Annotated in this window: 15 protein-coding genes, 1 tRNA gene and 1 rRNA gene; 8 read left to right on the top strand and 9 right to left on the bottom strand. The window is 42.1% G+C overall.

Annotation, left to right across the window (positions count from 1 at the left end; all coding sequences use genetic code 11):
* Nucleotides 1–221, bottom strand: a 16S ribosomal RNA gene (locus MPH60_RS18135); the annotation flags it as partial.
* Nucleotides 222–653: 432 nt separating this feature from the next.
* Between MPH60_RS18135 and MPH60_RS18140 the strand changes: the two genes are divergently transcribed.
* Nucleotides 654–839, top strand: coding sequence for a hypothetical protein (locus MPH60_RS18140; protein WP_101223533.1), 186 nt, complete (start codon nucleotides 654–656; stop codon nucleotides 837–839).
* A 32-nt stretch (nucleotides 840–871) separates the two neighbouring features.
* Here MPH60_RS18140 and MPH60_RS18145 read toward each other — a convergent pair whose 3' ends face one another.
* Nucleotides 872–1,771, bottom strand: a complete 900-nt coding sequence (locus MPH60_RS18145) for a DMT family transporter (RefSeq protein WP_245406423.1) — start codon at nucleotides 1,769–1,771, stop codon at nucleotides 872–874.
* Between the two features lie 152 nt (nucleotides 1,772–1,923).
* Between MPH60_RS18145 and MPH60_RS18150 the strand changes: the two genes are divergently transcribed.
* Together MPH60_RS18150 and MPH60_RS18155 are read left to right on the top strand one after the other, a co-directional pair.
* Entirely contained in the window at nucleotides 1,924–2,631 is a 708-nt protein-coding gene (locus tag MPH60_RS18150; RefSeq protein WP_101223535.1) for an MgtC/SapB family protein, read from the top strand.
* 114 nt (nucleotides 2,632–2,745) lie between these two features.
* A tRNA-Ala gene (locus MPH60_RS18155) sits at nucleotides 2,746–2,818 on the top strand.
* Nucleotides 2,819–3,106: 288 nt separating this feature from the next.
* On the opposite strand, the gene MPH60_RS18160 is transcribed toward MPH60_RS18155, so the two are convergent.
* The 3 genes from MPH60_RS18160 to MPH60_RS18170 form a co-directional block, all read right to left on the bottom strand.
* Nucleotides 3,107–4,294 (bottom strand): aminotransferase-like domain-containing protein, encoded by a 1,188-nt coding sequence (locus tag MPH60_RS18160; protein WP_241594034.1) that lies wholly within the window; start codon nucleotides 4,292–4,294, stop codon nucleotides 3,107–3,109.
* 322 nt (nucleotides 4,295–4,616) lie between these two features.
* The gene (locus tag MPH60_RS18165) at nucleotides 4,617–4,988 is read right to left on the bottom strand and encodes an MmcQ/YjbR family DNA-binding protein (RefSeq protein ID WP_241594026.1); all 372 of its coding nucleotides are present in this window, start codon (nucleotides 4,986–4,988) and stop codon (nucleotides 4,617–4,619) included.
* A gap of 24 nt (nucleotides 4,989–5,012) precedes the next feature.
* The gene (locus tag MPH60_RS18170) at nucleotides 5,013–5,408 is read right to left on the bottom strand and encodes a VOC family protein (protein ID WP_241594024.1); all 396 of its coding nucleotides are present in this window, start codon (nucleotides 5,406–5,408) and stop codon (nucleotides 5,013–5,015) included.
* Nucleotides 5,409–5,654: 246 nt separating this feature from the next.
* Here MPH60_RS18170 and MPH60_RS18175 point away from each other — a divergent pair, with 246 nt between their 5' ends.
* Complete coding sequence (locus tag MPH60_RS18175) at nucleotides 5,655–5,885, top strand: helix-turn-helix domain-containing protein (RefSeq protein WP_134782497.1); 231 nt, start codon at nucleotides 5,655–5,657, stop codon at nucleotides 5,883–5,885.
* Nucleotides 5,886–6,260: 375 nt separating this feature from the next.
* Here the strand turns inward: MPH60_RS18175 and MPH60_RS18180 are convergent, their stop codons facing one another.
* Nucleotides 6,261–6,425, bottom strand: coding sequence for a hypothetical protein (locus MPH60_RS18180; RefSeq protein ID WP_214744096.1), 165 nt, complete (start codon nucleotides 6,423–6,425; stop codon nucleotides 6,261–6,263).
* Between the two features lie 406 nt (nucleotides 6,426–6,831).
* On the opposite strand from MPH60_RS18180, the gene MPH60_RS18185 reads away from it, so the two are divergent.
* The 4 genes from MPH60_RS18185 to MPH60_RS18200 all read left to right on the top strand — a co-directional run bounded on the left by MPH60_RS18185 (nucleotide 6,832) and on the right by MPH60_RS18200 (nucleotide 12,333).
* Nucleotides 6,832–7,749, top strand: coding sequence for a proline dehydrogenase family protein (locus MPH60_RS18185; RefSeq protein WP_054398961.1), 918 nt, complete (start codon nucleotides 6,832–6,834; stop codon nucleotides 7,747–7,749).
* A gap of 57 nt (nucleotides 7,750–7,806) precedes the next feature.
* Nucleotides 7,807–9,348 (top strand): L-glutamate gamma-semialdehyde dehydrogenase, encoded by a 1,542-nt coding sequence (gene pruA / locus MPH60_RS18190; protein ID WP_241594023.1) that lies wholly within the window; start codon nucleotides 7,807–7,809, stop codon nucleotides 9,346–9,348.
* A 164-nt stretch (nucleotides 9,349–9,512) separates the two neighbouring features.
* Nucleotides 9,513–10,982: a sodium/proline symporter PutP gene (gene putP / locus MPH60_RS18195; protein WP_272492852.1), complete on the top strand. Its 1,470-nt coding sequence runs from the start codon at nucleotides 9,513–9,515 to the stop codon at nucleotides 10,980–10,982.
* A 130-nt stretch (nucleotides 10,983–11,112) separates the two neighbouring features.
* Nucleotides 11,113–12,333 carry a PucR family transcriptional regulator gene (locus MPH60_RS18200; RefSeq protein ID WP_241594021.1) on the top strand — a complete coding sequence of 407 codons (1,221 nt, stop codon included), beginning with the start codon at nucleotides 11,113–11,115 and terminating at the stop codon, nucleotides 12,331–12,333.
* Nucleotides 12,334–12,730: 397 nt separating this feature from the next.
* Here the strand turns inward: MPH60_RS18200 and MPH60_RS18205 are convergent, their stop codons facing one another.
* From MPH60_RS18205 to glpK, 3 genes are all read right to left on the bottom strand, one after another.
* Nucleotides 12,731–14,185 (bottom strand): alanine/glycine:cation symporter family protein, encoded by a 1,455-nt coding sequence (locus tag MPH60_RS18205; protein ID WP_241594019.1) that lies wholly within the window; start codon nucleotides 14,183–14,185, stop codon nucleotides 12,731–12,733.
* A gap of 200 nt (nucleotides 14,186–14,385) precedes the next feature.
* Nucleotides 14,386–16,038 (bottom strand): glycerol-3-phosphate dehydrogenase/oxidase, encoded by a 1,653-nt coding sequence (locus tag MPH60_RS18210; RefSeq protein WP_241594017.1) that lies wholly within the window; start codon nucleotides 16,036–16,038, stop codon nucleotides 14,386–14,388.
* Between the two features lie 365 nt (nucleotides 16,039–16,403).
* The gene (gene glpK, locus MPH60_RS18215; RefSeq protein WP_241594016.1) at nucleotides 16,404–17,894 is read right to left on the bottom strand and encodes a glycerol kinase GlpK; all 1,491 of its coding nucleotides are present in this window, start codon (nucleotides 17,892–17,894) and stop codon (nucleotides 16,404–16,406) included.
* Between the last annotated feature and the right edge of the window lie 6 nt (nucleotides 17,895–17,900).

Here is a 17,900-nt window from a genome sequence, read left to right on the forward strand (position 1 = left end):
GCGTAAACCGTCTTTCCATCTTCTCTCATGCGAGAAAAGAACGTATCCGGTATTAGCTCCGGTTTCCCGAAGTTATCCCAGTCTTATAGGCAGGTTGCCCACGTGTTACTCACCCGTCCGCCGCTAACCTCAGGGAGCAAGCTCCCATCGATTCGCTCGACTTGCATGTATTAGGCACGCCGCCAGCGTTCGTCCTGAGCCAGGATCAAACTCTCCGAAGAAATGTTTGACTTGCTCATTTGCTTTTTGATAGTGTGTGCTCACTTAAAATTTAACGTTGGCGCTTTGTTTTGTTCAGTTTTCAAAGAGCAATTTATTGTCGTTTCTCTCAGAAGCGACCTCTATAATGTAACACATTCTGTCACGTTTCGTCAACAACTTTTTTTAAAATGTTTTTCACAGCTTGTTAGCTGTTTAAGTTGCTGTCTTAGCGACAAGAAATAATATACCATGTACTAAAAATGTTTGCAATACGTTTTTTAAAACTTTTTCAAAAAAAATCGTTTCACCTATTTTCTTCTATATATTCTTTATACAACGCACCCTTATCCCTGCTTTCTGGGGGCATGCTCATGGTTTATGAATAAACGAAGCATATTTCTAAAGAAACACAAATAGTCATATATAGATATCTTTTTCCATGAGGTGAAGCAATGAATCTACCATTAATCGGATTACTCATTTCTTACAGTATGACCCTTTACTTATTCAGTACCGCTTATTACGAAGCCATCAAGTTCAGCAGGGAAAAAGGCAAGGTGAATGGCACGACGTTTTTATTCAGCTTTACTTTCGCTTTGGTTTTCACAAGGATCACCTATTTGTTTCACCCCTATTAAATAAAAGCAGTAAGTCGGGAGACTTACTGCTTTTATACGGAAACTTGCGCTTCTTCATGTGCCTTGCTTTTCTTTTCATCTTTTAAGAACATCATCAAACCACCCAATATGATGGTACCTCCCAGGACCTGGGTCCAGAGTATCGGTTCATCTAATATGAAGTAAGCCAGAATTGTCGCTCCCACCGGTTCAAGTAAGATTCCCATCGAAAGCGTTGAAGTGCTTAACCACTTCAGTGACCAATTGAATAAAGAATGCCCTAATAAAGTCGGGAAAATCGCAAGCAAAACGAAATAGACCCAATCTGAAGCAGGATAAGGCGCTAATGCCTCTCCCTTGAAGATCACATAGAAAAACAATGCAACAGCACTGATTGCATACACGACAAATGTATATGTTATAGAAGAGATACGTTTTCGGACATTTTGACCAAACAGTAAATAACCGGTTACCAGCGCACATGCGATAAGCGAAAGAATATCTCCCCAAAGCGCCATACCGCTAATTCTCAAATCACCCCAGCTAATGACGAGGCTGCCTGCTATCGCAATGATGCCGCTCAATATCGCCTTCATTGAAAATCTTTCTTTAAAAAACAGGTAAGCTCCGGCAAAAGCGAATAAAGGCTGGAGGGTGACAAGCACAGTTGAACTCGCAACCGATGTGTAATTAAGCGATTCAAACCATAAAATAAAATGAAAAGCCAAAAACACTCCTGACGCAATCGAATACAGCCAATCCTTTTTTTCAATGAATTTAAGTTCATGACGGTATTTCATCAAGAAAACCGGCAACATAAGTAGGACGGTAAATAATAAACGGTAAAAAGCGATAACACCCGATGGAGCTGTCGCCAATTTAACAAGGATGGCCGAAAACGATACGGATGCCACACCGATCGCCAACGCTACATAGGGATTCACTTTTGGCATTTGCACTCAAATTCCTCCATTCAAACAGAATTACATTTCATTGAACTCTATTCTACTATGTTAAGATCATTAGGGTAGTTTTTTTTGAAAAACGGGTATATGGCAACAGACGATCTTATTCTTCGATAATAATTCGGAAGTGGTGAAACAAAATGGAATGGACATTCGACCCTCAATCGGAACTTCAAATCCTTATCAAATTGGGCATTTCAGCTCTCCTTGGACTAATTATCGGACTCGAGCGAGAAATGAAACGAAAACCCGTAGGATTAAAAACAAGCCTGGTCATTTCAATCGTGAGCTGTTTATTAACGATCGTTTCCATGGAATCTGCTTATAAGTTCCCGGGGAGCGATGACGTAAATATCACGATGGACCCCTTGCGTCTAGCGGCCCAAATCGTTTCTGGCGTAGGGTTTATCGGTGCTGGTGTCATTCTCCGGCGGGACAACAATAGCATATCCGGTTTAACGACCGCCGCCATCATCTGGGGAGCTGCGGGAATCGGAATCGCCGTTGGAGCTGGATTTTTCCTCGAGGCCATAGCGGGAGTTATCCTATTGATCATAAGTGTTGAATTGGTGCCCGCAATCGTCACCTGGCTCGGACCGATGAAGCTACGGCAAAAAGAAATCTTTCTGCAGCTGGTCGTACAAAATAAAGATGACATTGCCGTCGTACTGAAAAAAATCAAAGACGAAAAAATATTCATCAAAAACCTTAGAATCAAAGATGTCGCAAATGACAACCACCTCTTGACACTTAAAGTTCTGGTCGATCATAAAGTCAGAACATCGGAAGTGTACTACACCGTTTCCAACCTTAAGGAGATTGAAAGGGTAGAAATCGAAAATGCATAATAAAAAAACCGTTTGACTACCCTCAAACGGTTTTTTTATCATTTTTGCAAAAATCTCATATTTTATATTGACTTTTCACCAAAATCCGATAAAATAATTATTGTACCTCAATTCGGGGCATTAGCTCAGCTGGGAGAGCGCTACGCTGGCAGCGTAGAGGTCAGCGGTTCGATCCCGCTATGCTCCATACTTAGAAACCCTTGTGTAGCAAGGGTTTTTTTCTATGGCTTTTAAAAAAACAAACGTACAGATCATACTTTGGTCAAGAACGTCATTAGTTCCTTTCAAGAATTAAAGGTATGAACCAATTTGCGATAAAACCATCGCGAAGGAGTTAAAGAATCCTCATTAACAAAGTGCCTACCTCCTTTAAGGAAGTAGGCACTTTCAAATTTTTTCAATAAAAGCTTCGAAATGGCTTATAGCGTTAACCATTGCAATGATTAATCAACTAACAATCCTTCAGGACAATCTATCAAGAAGATGAGATAAGCTGTCCTAGTCTTTGAATTCCCTTGAATATGTCTTTCTCATTGGCATAGCTGAACGAAAGCCGGAGAAACTCGGATCCATCGTTTTGATCCAAGAAAAAGTATTTTCCTGGAACATATGAAACACCCTCAGCCAGAGCCTGTGATAATAAATGCGACGTATCCACACCTGGAATTCTCACCCATACAAAGTAACCACCATCTGGTACATACCATGAAACGGATTCTGGAAGAAATTGTTCCATCGAACGGATTAACGCATTACATTTAGAACGATACACATCTTTTAGTTGGTCAAGCCGTTTATCAAAATCGTTGTTTTCTAAGTATACAGCCATTGCACTTTGAGCAAATGGATGGTCTAAATCTTTTTTAAACCACTCCAAAGCCTTAATGAATTCACTTTCTCCTGCTATCCATCCAATCCGCATTCCTGGCGCAACAACCTTGGATAAGGATCCAACGTGGAGGACCCGCCCGCGTTCATCAATAGATTTTATTGGCACCGGATTTTTATCGAAGGATAATTCACCGTACGCATCATCCTCTAGAATGAGAAAATCAAACTCGATGGAAAGCTCCAATAAATGCTTCCGGCGCTCAATTGTCATAGTCGTGCCAGTTGGATTTTGAAAGCTTGGGATAGTATAAAGAAAACGCGGGAGCGTCAAACCTGTACGTTTCCTTTCATCCAGCATTTCTTTTAATCGGTATGTTTGGAGCCCCTGTTCATCTATAGGTATACTGATAATCTGCTTCGTATAGTTTTGAAAAATCTCTAGAGCCTCCATATAGGTGGGAGACTCTACCGCTACGACCGCTTTATCATCAAGGAGAATGCGGGCAATGAGATCAATTCCTTGGCAAGCTCCTGATGTAATCAAAAGCTGTTCTTCCAAAATGCAAATTCCACGCTCTGCCAATCTTTTCTGGATTTGCTGCTTCAGTTTTGCAATTCGTGGACTTCCAAGGTAATGGAGCGGCAAATCCTGCTCCTCATCAAGAAGTTTTACAACAGCTGCCTTGAGTTCCCCAGCGGGAACGAGCGCAGGATCAGGATAGCCTGAACTCAAGCGAATACAACCATCCGGCAGATCTGGCATCCATGCACCGGGCGGGTCATTCTTAAGTGCCGTTTTAATGTTTTGAGAAAAAAAAGATTCAACATTCACTTCAACCATACACCTCCCCGTCAATCAAATCTTAATTGATACTCGTGATTTTTGAAGATTGCTGCTTATTTACGATACAAATCAAAAATTCCCGCAGGTAACCATCCATCTTATGTAAAAATAACCTGATATTAATTTTAAGCTTTCTTCCGGCGGGAGACAACAATCCCTCTCTTTATATTTAACAAATTCCGGAGTCCCTCTTACACAGAACTCTTTTGACCGCTAGCTTTTTTCTTTTAACTATGCGTTTAGTCTTTCAGTATCTGTAGAGCTGCTAAAATTCCGAAAAAATAAAGAAAGGCAGATCGTCCGCCTTTCTTCACTTTTTATTCAACTCATTCCATTTCTTAACCATACGCTTCGGTGCCGCACGTAAATAGGCTTCTTGAATTAGATAGGTCAATTCATACCAGTCTTCCCTATCCGGATTTTGAATGGAAACCCAACCGTGACGTCCTATATATGGGGTTTTGAAAAAATTCTCTTTCTGTAGCAATAATTCTTGAGTTTCTCGATCTGACTTGAACGACAAGCTGAATCCTGTCTCACTTTCACCTGAAATCACGAAGGATTTTCCATTGATTTTAAAAGTATTGTGACCGAATCCGTCAATATGTTCAACAGCTTCGGGCAGCACAAGACAGATATTGCGTACATTTTCAAGCATGGCTGCCGTGTCTTGTGATTTCATGTTTTAATTCACCTATCATCAACTCTATTTTGCATTCACATCGGGTTGATGAATTCCAAAAGTATTGCCTTCGGTATCAATATAGTATCCTTGCCAAGCCATTCCGGGCAGGGCAAATTTGGGCATTGCGACCTTGCCGCCATTCTCAATGATTTTAGCTTCCGTTAAATCGTAATCTTCCACTCCCATGGTACAAGCATATGCATTTAACGCTTGGTGCGTTTCCGGCGGAGCACTACGACGCTGCATCAAGGCACCATCGATCCCAGGTTCATTCTCATTGCCAGTTACTGCTCCAAAGTAAGGCATCCCTGCATAATCACTCCAGTCTTGAAATGACCATCCGAATACCTCTCCATAAAACTTCTTTGCCCGTTCCATGTCATTCACATGAATTTCAAAATGAACGATTCTACCCATGATTTCCTCCTAATTCACACAAGAATTAACCATATCCTTAAATTATTCAGTCTGCGTTCGCTTACAATGTACATTTATTATTATAATTTAAATGGAAATAAATTCAAAGAGATTGGAGTTTTATCACACAATAACCCGGGAAACGCTTTTCTATTATTTTGTATACCAAATATTTGCGAAACTATGAGTATATTTTTGTGAAAGTTTGACGAGACTGCTAGTAAATAATTCTAGGAGGTTATCAAAATGTTTAGATTCGGGAAGAGAAAGCCGCGAAGCAAGGTCGGTAAATTAATCGATAAGCACGGATATACTCAAGAGGAGTTTGTAAGTGCGTCAGGAATCTCACGCAATACGATAAGCAGAGTTTGCAGCGATCCCAAGTATGTACCGTCAGCCGGGGTTTTAAAGAAAATCATGAAGGCGGTTCGAAGTATAGATGCAGGCGCAAAGGCAGATGATTATTTTGATTTGTAAACAAAAAGGCCCTAGCTTATGGCCGGGGCTAAATGTATTATTCAATTCTTGTTCAAACTCTCCTATTGCCTGCATCCCGCCATTTTCAAATACTTTCAAAATCCCTTCATTCCAACTGCCCCCAGCTTTTCAAACTCACTTATATCCTTAGAGTTCCGTAGAAGAGATTATTAGGTGAAAAAGTTCATATGAGATTCAACAACATCCCCTGAATGAAAATCCCCCACTTCCATAAGAAGCGGGGGATTTTCATCTTTCTCGGATAATATGCTTATAGCTTGCGGCTCTTTTGTCGCTTTTAGACAAACCCTGCAGGGATTTCTATAATTAGGCTTATTATCACTGAAAGACAAAGGGTTATGTATTCCGCAACCGCTATTTTCGACTAACCATTTTCTTTATGAACTGAACCACAGGTGACACAATGGATTCATGTACATTCGTAAGGGCATAACCAATCAGCCCCATTATTATCAGGGCCATTATTAATCCTATTATCAATCCTGATGTTTCTCTAAGTTCTTCAAGTACAGCATCCATTCCTTATCCTCCCCGGCTTGCCGAAGCGACTTAATTTACGGTTTTACATTCATTTTACTTCTGAAAGCTTCATTTATCATTTTTTTATCGTGCATTGCACTCATTCTGTTAAATAAGGTTCATTATAACGCATTGGATGATTATGGTCGAGTTTCCACTTTTACACGCATTCATTGATGTTTTTCCATCGCCTCACTATTAAATGCTTTATTTCTAGCGTTTCTCTTTACGTTAAAATATAAACCTTCGTTTCATCCGAACATTCAAGAAAAATTGTAAACCTTTTCATTTGTCCAAAACCGACAAAGAAATGACAGAATTATTGTTTTTTGAGAACATTGAGAATATTGTCGAAAAACCGTAAGCTTAATTTAAGAATTACATCTTCTTAGGGGGTGCGCTTTATATGGAAGCCATTACAAGGGACTTTTTCTTATTTTTATCTAAGAATAACCTGCTTAATAATATTGCTAAAAAAAGCGGAGGAAATTTTGCTGCTGGAAAGATCATTGGGGGAACTGATTTCCAAAGTTCCATTAAATTCATTAAACAACTTAATAATAGCGGCTTGTCGGTTACAGTCGACCATCTTGGGGAATTCGTTGATTCGAAGGAAGTGACTCAGGAACGGACGGCAGAATGCATCGAAACCATCGAAATGATCAGCAGGGAAAAACTTGATTCACAGGTTTCTCTGAAAATGACTTCTTTGGGACTTGATATCGATCATAAACTAGTGATTGAGAATATGACGAAAATTCTTGATACAGCCGAAAAACATAAAGTCATGGTCACGATCGATATGGAAGATGAAGTTCGCTGTCAGGCAACAATCGATATCTTTAGACAGTTCAAAGAAAAATACAGCTGCATAAGTACTGTTCTACAAGCATATTTATTCCGCACAGAGAAAGATTTGGAGGACCTTGGCCAATATAAACCATTCCTGCGTCTCGTAAAGGGTGCCTATAAGGAATCTCCAGAGGTGGCTTTTCCCGAGAAGAATGATGTAGACGAAAACTATAAAAAGTTGATTAAGCAAAGTCTTCTTAACGGAAATTACACGGCCATTGCTTCACATGATGACAAAATCATCGAATATACGAAAGAACTGGCCAAGAAATATGACATCCCAAATACACAATTCGAATTCCAAATGCTTTATGGCATGAGGAACAAGACTCAATACGAATTGGTCAAGCAAGGTTACAAAATGCGCGTCTATGTACCATATGGTCTGGATTGGTATGGATACTTCATGAGAAGGCTTGCAGAAAGGCCATCCAATATTGCCTTTGCCTTCAAAGGGATGGTCAGAAGCTAAATATACATTCAACATTATTAATTGCCACAAAAAATCTATTAAAAGGTGTGATTATCAATGATTTCATATAAACACGAACCATTTGTTGATTTTACAAACGAGGAAAACAAAAAAGCATATCAGGAAGCGCTTCAAACTGTTGAAGGCTACTTAGGGCAAGACTACCCTCTTTATATCGGGGCAGAGCAAGTGACGACTGATGAGAAAATCGTTTCATACAACCCAGCAGATAAGCAAGAGGTCATCGGCCGCGTATCGAAAGCGAATAGGGATCTTGCTGAAAAAGCCATGCAGGAAGCTGTTACCGCTTTTGAAAGCTGGAAAAAAGTGAAGCCGGAAATCCGCGCTGACGTTTTATTCAAAGCGGCTGCCATCATTCGCAGACGCAAGCATGAATTCTCTGCATTATTGACGAAAGAAGCGGGAAAACCTTGGAATGAGGCTGATGCTGATACAGCGGAAGCAATCGATTTCCTTGAATTCTACGCTCGTCAAATGCTGACTCTTAAAGATGGTGTGCCTGTTCAAAGCCGTCCGGGAGAATTCAACCGCTATGATTACATTCCATTAGGAGTAGGCATCATCATTTCTCCTTGGAACTTCCCATTTGCGATCATGGCAGGTACAGCTGTTGCCGCTATCGTTACTGGTAACACAATCCTGTTGAAACCAGCTTCTACTACTCCTATCGTTGCTGCGAAATTCGTTGAAGTGATGCTTGAAGCAGGCCTTCCAGCAGGTGTGTTGAATTTCGTTCCAGGAAGCGGAGCAGAGGTCGGCGACTACCTGGTCGATCACCCTAAAACACGTTTCATTTCCTTCACAGGTTCACGTGATGTAGGTCTGCGCATTTACAAACGTGCTTCAGAAGTGAACGAAGGCCAAATTTGGCTGAAGCGTGTCATCGCTGAAATGGGCGGAAAAGATACAATCGTTGTCGACAAAGAGGCAGATCTTGAATTGGCCGCTCAATCGATCGTGAAATCTGCATTTGGCTTCTCTGGACAAAAATGTTCTGCTTGTTCACGTGCTGTCATCGTAGAAGATGTATACGATCAAGTATTAGATCGGGCTGTTGAATTAACAAAACAACTTACAGTTGGCAATCCTGTAGAAAATCATTTCATGGGTCCAGTTATCGATCAGGCTGCTTTTGACAAAATCATGAGCTATATTGAAATCGGGAACCAAGAAGGACGCATTCTGACTGGAGGAGAAGGAGATAGCTCTACAGGCTACTTCGTTCAGCCGACAATCGTTGCTGATGTCGATCCTCAAGCCCGCTTGATGCAAGAAGAAATCTTCGGACCAGTCGTTGCCTTCACAAAAGCCAAGGACTTTAACGAAGCACTTGAGATTGCCAATAACACTGAATATGGTTTGACTGGGGCTGTCATTACGACAAATCGCCTTAACATGGAAAAGGCACGCGAAGAATTCCATGTCGGGAACTTGTATTTCAACCGCGGCTGTACTGGTGCAATCGTAGGTTATCAGCCATTCGGCGGGTTCAACATGTCAGGAACTGATTCCAAGGCAGGCGGACCGGACTACTTGCAGCTTCATATGCAAGCAAAAACAACATCCGAAACATTCTGATAATGTTCCATTGAGCAATTTGGAAGATGATTTGAAATCCCTATGGTTTCCGTATCCATTCTGGATACGGAAACCAAAATGAAGTTAAATGGAGGAAGTGACAAATAGGTTGCTTCCTCTTTTAAAACAAAAAATTATATATTTCATCACGAAGGGAGTCTTTTATGGATTACGCATTAATAATTTCGATCAGCATTTACATGGCTGGCATGCTTCTCATCGGTTACTTCGCATACAAAAGGACTTCCAATTTAAATGATTATATGCTGGGCGACCGGGGTCTTGGACCTGCTGTCACTGCATTAAGCGCCGGTGCCGCGGATATGAGCGGCTGGCTTTTAATGGGTATGCCTGGTGCCATGTTCGCAACAGGACTAAGTTCAATCTGGATTGTAATCGGTCTCACATTAGGAGCCTATATGAACTGGCTGTATGTTGCACCTAGATTGAGAACCTATACGGAAGTCGCCAATAACTCGATTACGATCCCCGCTTTCCTGGAAAATCGTTTTGGCGAGGGCTCACAGATCTTAAGGCTCATTTCGGCTTTGGTTATCCTCGTATTCTTTACCTTTTACGTTTCTTCCGGAATGGTATCCGGCGGAGTCTTATTCCAAAGTACATTTGGCCTTGATTACCATACAGGCCTATGGATCTTGACAGGCGTCACCGTTGCCTATACTTTATTCGGTGGATTCCTGGCAGTAAGCTGGACAGACTTTGTTCAAGGGATCATCATGGTTGTCGCCTTGGTTCTTGTACCGATCGTCACCCTTTTCCATGTTGGCGGTTTCGGTCCTGCGATTGACACGCCACGTTCCATTGATCCTGCTCTGTTGAATATTTTCACGGGGACGAGCTTTTTAGGAGTCATCTCATTATTTGCTTGGGGACTGGGTTACTTCGGACAGCCGCATATCATTGTCCGCTTTATGGCGATCAGTTCTATTAAAGAAATCAAGAAAGCCCGTACTATCGGAATGGGCTGGATGATTTTCTCCAGTATCGGTGCCATGCTGACTGGATTCATCGGTATCACGTATTATCACCAGAATGGTCTCAAGTTAGCTGATCCTGAAACGATTTTCATAGAGCTAGGGGAAATACTATTCCACCCGCTTATCACTGGTTTCTTGATTTCAGCGATACTGGCAGCCATCATGAGCACGATTTCTTCGCAGCTTTTGGTTACGGCCAGCTCTTTAACGGAGGATATGTACAAAACTTTCTTCCGTCGTTCCGCTTCAGATAAAGAGCTTGTTTTCCTGGGCAGACTTTCCGTACTGGCCATATCCGTCATCGCGCTCATTCTCTCTTGGGAACAGAATGACACGATCCTTGGACTTGTCGGCTATGCATGGGCTGGATTCGGATCTTCATTCGGTCCATTGGTCATACTGAGCCTCTGCTGGAAACGAATGACAAGATGGGGCGCTTTAGCCGGGATGATCGTTGGTGCCGCTACTGTAATTTTCTGGTCCATGGCAGGATTATCCGATACGCTTTATGAAATGATTCCTGGTTTTGGCGCAAGCTTGATTGCCATCATCCTGGTCAGTCTTCTAACAGCGAAACCATCAAAAGAAGTAGAAGCGAAATTCGAAGAATTCGAAAAAACTTTAAAACAAAAATAAACCCCCTAAAAGGAACGGTATTTTTTCATATACCGTTCCTTCTTTGTTCTTGCCCCTATACACATCATTAGTTTAAAAGTATTATTAAACTAAGTTGTCATATACTTCAAAAAACTACAGGGGGCCATATATGTCATTAGAAAAAATCCTGACACTCACAAACATCAACGATATAACGGATATGGTCAGCACTTATTTAAAAAAACCAGTCGTCATCGAAAATGACCAATTTTTATTGCTGGCATATAGTTCTTATTATATCGAACACTTCGACCAAGCCAATCGGCAAACCATCTTCACAAAGCATTGGCCGATTCCAATCCTTGAAAAATTCATGGATGAGGGCATTGTTGAACAGCTTAAAACAGTGGAGCATCCCTTTAGGGTGAAACAAATTGAGGAAATCGGATTAAATCAAAGAGTCGTTGTGAGCGCCGTTCACAAAGATCAGGTCTTCGGATACATTTGGGTCCAAGAAACAGAAATGATGACTGATTCCGATTTGGAATTTTTACATGAGGTTTCCCATCATATCGGCAAGCTCCTTTATCAGAAAAAACAGATAAACATGAAAAAAGATGAAGAAAAAAATGAGTTTTATCAAAAGGTCATTGACGAAGTCTATCAAACGGAAAACCAAATAAAATGGGAAGCCGCCAATATGAGTCTTCTCATTCCGGAGACTTTCCTTGTCAATGTCTTTACCATCGCTCAATCCGATGCGGAACATTTCGATGAGTTAGCGGATACAGTCAGTCTATTCGCCAATGCGTTGAATCATTTTACCCATGTATTCACAAACCAATTGAAGATCATCGTCCTGATTGGCAGCAACGGAAAAGGGAAAGACCTGCTTATCGATAGCGCCAATGATTTAACGAACACCGTTCTTTCCCAATTCAATGACAAAAAGGTATTTCCGGGAATCGGAAATGAGTATTCTTCGATTCTTCAATTAAGAAAATCCTACCTCGAAGCCCTGGAAGTGATCAACGCAGCCAAGTTCATCGGTGAACCTGAACAGCTTCCCTTCCAATATAGCAAGCTTGGGATTTTCCGTTACCTCGAAATGATCTCCAACCATCATGCTAAAACGAATTATATCAATACGGATTTAGAGATTCTTCAAAAGAAGGACCAGGAAAGCCAGACCAAACTCCTTCAAACTCTGGAAATATATCTCTTGAACAATTGCCGGATCAAACCGACAGCTGAACAGCTATACATTCATACCAACACATTGAAATATAGATTGAATCAAATAACCGATCTCACCTCAATCGATTTTGATGACTTTCATTCGAGAATGCAACTATACATCGATTTACAGCTTATAAAGCAGAGATCTTAAAGAGAGGATCCTGTTTTTTAAGTTCGGGAGATTCAAAAGCTAAGGAGAGAAGAAACGCGGCTAGGTCTGCCGTATTCTTCTCTCCTTATACATGTTTCACCTATTATCTTTCTAAAGGGTTATAACGATTTTACTGATTCACCCTATACGGAAACTTTAGACGTCCCAGTACGAACAAAAAATCCATGCTTTCCTCTTTCGATAGTTTGCTAAAACCAAGGTTTCGATGGTCCTTCCACTTTGCGGAGTGCCGCCAACAAGAATTTGCCCCAAGGTGATCATGGAATCCATCACAGGTGTGTCCAATCCACAAAACTATAAAAAACCAGCTCTAAAATACCTTGAGCTGGTTTTTTATGTATTTTCCTATTTTATATTAAAATAAGGGCATTTTCCTTCAAGAAACGTTTTCTTTGTTGCCGGTGTATTCACGCTCCCAAAAATCGGCATTTTTTATACCTAAAGCTTTCGGATTGAAAACCGGATCGACTCCTGCCTTCTTTTGCATTTCGTAATCCTTTAACGCAATAAGCGCCGGTTTAGCCAGTATTAAAATGGCAATGACATTGAGCCACACCATTATGCCCAGGCCAGCGTCCCCTAATGCCCAAGCCAGCTCTGCCGTCCGCACGGATCCGTAAAAACTGGCCGCCAGGATAATGATTTTCAAGGCGAACATGGCCCATTTACCATTCCGGTTGCGCATTAAATAGGCGATATTGGTTTCTGCAATATAATAGTAGGCCATGATTGTCGTAAAGGCGAAGAAGAAAAGAGCTACTGCAACAAAGCCAGCACCAAAACCCGGGATTACACTATCGATTGCCGCTTGTGTATACCCTGGACCAGGTGTTACATCACCCAAGTTATTGACGATATATGAACCATTTTCCGCTTGTGTATTATACATGCCTGTAAATAAAATCATGAAGGCCGTGGCGGAACAAACGAACAGTGTGTCGATATAAACCGAGAATGCCTGGACAAGACCCTGCTTTGCCGGATGTGATACTTCAGCCGCAGCCGCCGGATGAGCGCCTGTCCCTTGGCCTGCCTCATTCGAATAAACGCCGCGTTTCACTCCCCAGGCAATCGCCATGCCAATGATTCCCCCAAATGCAGAATCCAACCCGAAGGCACTTCTGAATATTAAAGAGATGATTCCCGGTAATTCAGTTATATTCATTAGGACGATGACAACAGATAGCAATATATAACCTAGAGCCATGAAAGGCACAATCAAGGTTGCAGCATTAGCTATCCGTTTTACACCGCCGAATATAATGAAGCCCAGTAAAAGGACGATTGCCAACCCAGTGATCACCGGGTTGATGCCAAATGCATTTTCCACTCCGGCAGCAATCGAATTGGACTGAACACCAGGCATAAGAACGGCCATGGCAATAAGTGCTGCAAATGCAAAAAGTACAGCAAACCACTTCCACCCTATCCCTTTTTCAATATAATAAGCGGGGCCTCCCCGATATTGTTCATCTTGTTTGACTTTATAAATTTGAGCTAAAGTGGATTCAACAAAAGCACTGGCCGCTCCTATGAAGGCGATGGCCCACATCCAGAAAACGGCACCGGGTCCTCCAAAGGCGATAGCCGTGGCCACTCCTGCAATGTTACCTGTACCGACCCGCCCTGAAAGTGCTATGGATAAAGCTTGGAATGAGGAAACCCCCGCTTCCGAACTTTTGCCTTGGAACATTAAAACGACCATTTCCTTAATATGCCTCACTTGCAGAAAACGAGTTAAAATCGAAAATAACAAGCCTACTCCCAATAAAATATAAATGACTGGCGCACTCCATAATACTCCATTTAAAGCCGTAATAAACTCTGACAATAAAGCTCCCCCTTTTTTATATTTTGAAAATTCTAATTTATCTAATGATTATATTTCATCTGGATTAATTAAACAATAGTTTTCGCGTCAGGAAACCTTACATAAACATTTTTATTTTCCACTTGCAAATACCCCGATAATCACATCCCGAATTCAAAAAACGCCAGCGATTCCGCCGGCGTCATTTTTTTGCATATAGGTCAAGATACTTTAACCGCACCCGATATTTCCTGTTTCAATTGATTGGTTCTCTCCATTTTTGTTGATTCCGTCCATCCAAAATATCCAGCCATATAGTCGATCACTGCATATTTATGCGTTTGGACTAAATCGATATCGAATAATAGCGTCCCCGTCCTGCGGAAGAAGAAGTCCACTGGAGTTGCGGTCATTTCATGATCTAGTGCGTATTTCAGCTGTACGAACAACTTCTGCGGAAGGCCGCTGCTTGCTCCTCCGTCTCCTTCGCTTTTTGCGATATCGAATAACATAGGTGCGTTGGACCCGTACATGGCCAATATAGCTTCGGAGTCCTTTACAGCGAGTCCTGAGTCTACTCCCATTTGAATATGATGCTTGATATAATCGGAGAAATTACTTGATCCCCCGACATCCCCTCCGGAAATCGGCATGCCCTTAGTGCTGCTGGCTGGATAAGTTTTATTGGATTGCTCGGCAAGCTTCCCTGCCAAAAGGTCGACCGTCGTTTTGGCCATTTTGCGATAACCGGTCAATTTCCCTCCCGCAATCGTGATAAGGCCAGAATCGGACTCCCAAATTTCATCTTTCCTTGATATTTCAGAAGGATCTTTCCCTTCTTCAAGAATCAACGGCCTTACCCCAGCCCAGCTAGATTCGATATCATCATTCGTAATGTTCACTTCTGGAAACATATAATGTATCGACTTTAATAAATAGGCACGATCTTCGGAAGTAACGGCCGGCACTGCAGGATCACCATCATAAAAAGTGTCCGTAGTCCCTACATAAGCTTTACCCGCTCTCGGGATGGCAAAAATCATCCGGCCATCAGGCGTATCAAAATAAAGCGCCTGCTTCAACGGGAATTTCGATTGGTCGATGACCACATGAACACCCTTGGATAACTTCAGCGTTTTCCCTTTTTTCGATTGGTCCTTTTCACGAATGGAATCGACCCATGGACCTGCTGCATTAATGACTTTGTCTGCGTATATTTCATAAGCATCACCTGAAAGTAAATCGGCAACCTGGACGCCGTTCACCTTTCCACTTTCATATAACAATTGTTCTACCTTTGTATAATTTATCGGAGTAGCCCCTTTATCGACAGCCGCCTTCATCACTTCAATCGTAAGACGCGCATCATCTGTCCGATATTCAACATAGTAGCCTCCGCCCTTCAGTCCTTCTTTCTTAACGAGCGGCTCCCGTTTTAGTGTTTCCTCCGCCGAAAGCATTTTCCTGCGTTCAGCTTTTTTAACGCCTGCAAGGAAATCATATACCCGAAGTCCAATGGAGGTACTGAATTTCCCGAAAGTGCCACCTTTGTGCATCGGTAACAGCATCCATTCCGGCGTGGTCACATGCGGTCCATTTTCATAAACGATTTCCCGTTCTTTACCAACCTCGGCAACCATTTTTATTTCAAATTGCTTCAAATACCGCAATCCGCCATGAACAAGTTTTGTCGAGCGGCTTGAAGTACCTGCTGCAAAGTCCTGCATTTCAACCAATGCCACTTTCATTCCACGGGTCGTTGCATCCAGGGCGATCCCTGCACCGGTAATTCCCCCGCCAATGACAACCACATCATATTTCTCTTTTTTCAAAAGTTCGATCGTTTCTTCCCGATATATATTTGAAAACCTCATCCCTGACTCCTCCTTAAAGTATTGCATTCTAGTTTTTTTGTATGAATTCTGCGTTTACTGGTGAATTCGAACAGTTTATTCGTGAATTCTGCACTTTTACTCGTGAATTCGCACGCTTTACTCGTGAATTCACACGCTTTACTCGTGAGTTCGGTCATTATATTCAATTGGTTCATTTGTTCGTATAGTTTATATAGATATTAATATCCCTAATCTGCCATTAAAAACAAAAAAAGAGACCATAAATGCACATTATCGAATTAACGATAACGCATTCATGGTCTCTCCTGTTCTCCGGCCGAGTTATTAACTTGATTTCATTATAGCATACTCCATCTCATTTGAGAAAGAATACATCTTGTTTTTTATTTAAACGCCATAGCGGCATGTACAGCTTTTTTCCAGCCTTCATATAATTTTTCACTATCTTGCTCTTCCATGGACTGTTTAAAGGTTTTGTCTACCGCCCATTGCCGGGAGATTTCTTCTTGATCCTTCCAATACCCGACAGCCAGGCCAGCTAAGTATGCAGCACCTAATGCTGTAGTTTCGTTTATGGTCGGTCTCTCCACGGGCACACGTAGTAAGTCGCTTTGGAATTGCATCAAGAAGTCATTCTTGACTGCCCCGCCATCCACTCTTAATGTTTGCAGCTCGATTCCTGAATCCGCCTCCATTGCATCAAGGACATCCTTCGTTTGATACGCAAGTGATTCAAGTGTGGCACGAATGAAATGTTCTTTTGATGTGCCGCGCGTCAAACCAAAAACTGCTCCCCTCACTTCACTGTCCCAATATGGAGTTCCAAGTCCTACAAAAGCCGGTACCACATATACTCCATCCGTACTTTCCACCCGTTTTGCATAGGATTCGCTGTCCTTGGCATCATGAAGCATCCGCAGGCCATCGCGCAGCCATTGGATGGCGGAGCCCGCTACGAATATACTGCCTTCCAGTGCATATTCGACCTTCCCATTCAGTCCCCAGGCAAGAGTCGTCAATAGTCCGTGTTCAGAGCTGACGGCCTTGGCTCCTGTATTCATGAGCATGAAACAGCCTGTTCCATACGTATTTTTAGCCATTCCTTCATTAAAGCAGGCTTGGCCGAATAATGCTGCCTGCTGATCACCGGCTGCCCCTGCGATTGGAATCGATTGGCCGAAGAAATGATATTCGATCGTACGTGCATATTCCTCAGAGGAAGGCCTTACTTCCGGCAGCATCGACTTTGGTACAGTCAATATCTCAAGCAGTTCTTCATCCCATTTCAGTTCATGGATATTGTACATCAATGTCCGGGATGCATTGGAATAGTCCGTTACATGAGCCTTGCCTCCTGATAGCTTCCAGATCAGCCAAGTATCGATGGTACCGAATAATAGCTTGCCTTCATCTGCCTTTTGTCGTGCCCCTTCCACATTATCGAGGATCCATTTCACTTTCGTTCCGGAAAAATAGGCATCTATCAACAATCCCGTTTTATCCCGGAATAGATCATTAAGTCCCTTTTCCTTCAAATCATCACAGATTTCACTTGTTTGCCTGGACTGCCATACAATCGCATTATAAACAGGGGTACCCGTTTCCTTATCCCAAACGACGGCCGTTTCACGCTGATTAGTGATCCCGATCCCGGCAATTTGCTCTGGCTTTACACCGGATTCAGATAGTACACCTGCAATCACCGCCAGGATCGATCCCCAAATCTCATTGGCGTTATGCTCGACCCAGCCTGGTTTAGGGAAATGCTGCGTGAATTCCTTTTGGGAGGAATGGACGATTTCCCCCTTTTCGTTAAATAAAATCGCCCGCGAACTTGTTGTTCCTTGATCTAATGATAAAATGTATTTTTCCATTGTGTA

This window comes from Peribacillus sp. Aquil_B1 (assembly GCF_022603275.1).
Lineage (GTDB): Bacteria > Bacillota > Bacilli > Bacillales > DSM-1321 > Peribacillus.

Bases quoted from the DNA above. Each gene is read 5' to 3' on its own strand.
- MPH60_RS18140 (WP_101223533.1), top strand. From the start codon at position 654: ATGAATCTACCATTAATCGGATTACTCATTTCTTACAGTATGACCCTT.
- MPH60_RS18145 (WP_245406423.1), bottom strand. From the start codon at position 1,771: ATGCCAAAAGTGAATCCCTATGTAGCGTTGGCGATCGGTGTGGCATCC.
- MPH60_RS18150 (WP_101223535.1), top strand. From the start codon at position 1,924: ATGGAATGGACATTCGACCCTCAATCGGAACTTCAAATCCTTATCAAA.
- MPH60_RS18165 (WP_241594026.1), bottom strand. From the start codon at position 4,988: ATGAAATCACAAGACACGGCAGCCATGCTTGAAAATGTACGCAATATC.
- MPH60_RS18170 (WP_241594024.1), bottom strand. From the start codon at position 5,408: ATGGGTAGAATCGTTCATTTTGAAATTCATGTGAATGACATGGAACGG.
- MPH60_RS18175 (WP_134782497.1), top strand. From the start codon at position 5,655: ATGTTTAGATTCGGGAAGAGAAAGCCGCGAAGCAAGGTCGGTAAATTA.
- MPH60_RS18180 (WP_214744096.1), bottom strand. From the start codon at position 6,425: ATGGATGCTGTACTTGAAGAACTTAGAGAAACATCAGGATTGATAATA.
- MPH60_RS18185 (WP_054398961.1), top strand. From the start codon at position 6,832: ATGGAAGCCATTACAAGGGACTTTTTCTTATTTTTATCTAAGAATAAC.
- pruA (WP_241594023.1), top strand. From the start codon at position 7,807: ATGATTTCATATAAACACGAACCATTTGTTGATTTTACAAACGAGGAA.
- putP (WP_272492852.1), top strand. From the start codon at position 9,513: ATGGATTACGCATTAATAATTTCGATCAGCATTTACATGGCTGGCATG.
- MPH60_RS18200 (WP_241594021.1), top strand. From the start codon at position 11,113: ATGTCATTAGAAAAAATCCTGACACTCACAAACATCAACGATATAACG.
- MPH60_RS18210 (WP_241594017.1), bottom strand. From the start codon at position 16,038: ATGAGGTTTTCAAATATATATCGGGAAGAAACGATCGAACTTTTGAAA.
- glpK (WP_241594016.1), bottom strand. From the start codon at position 17,894: ATGGAAAAATACATTTTATCATTAGATCAAGGAACAACAAGTTCGCGG.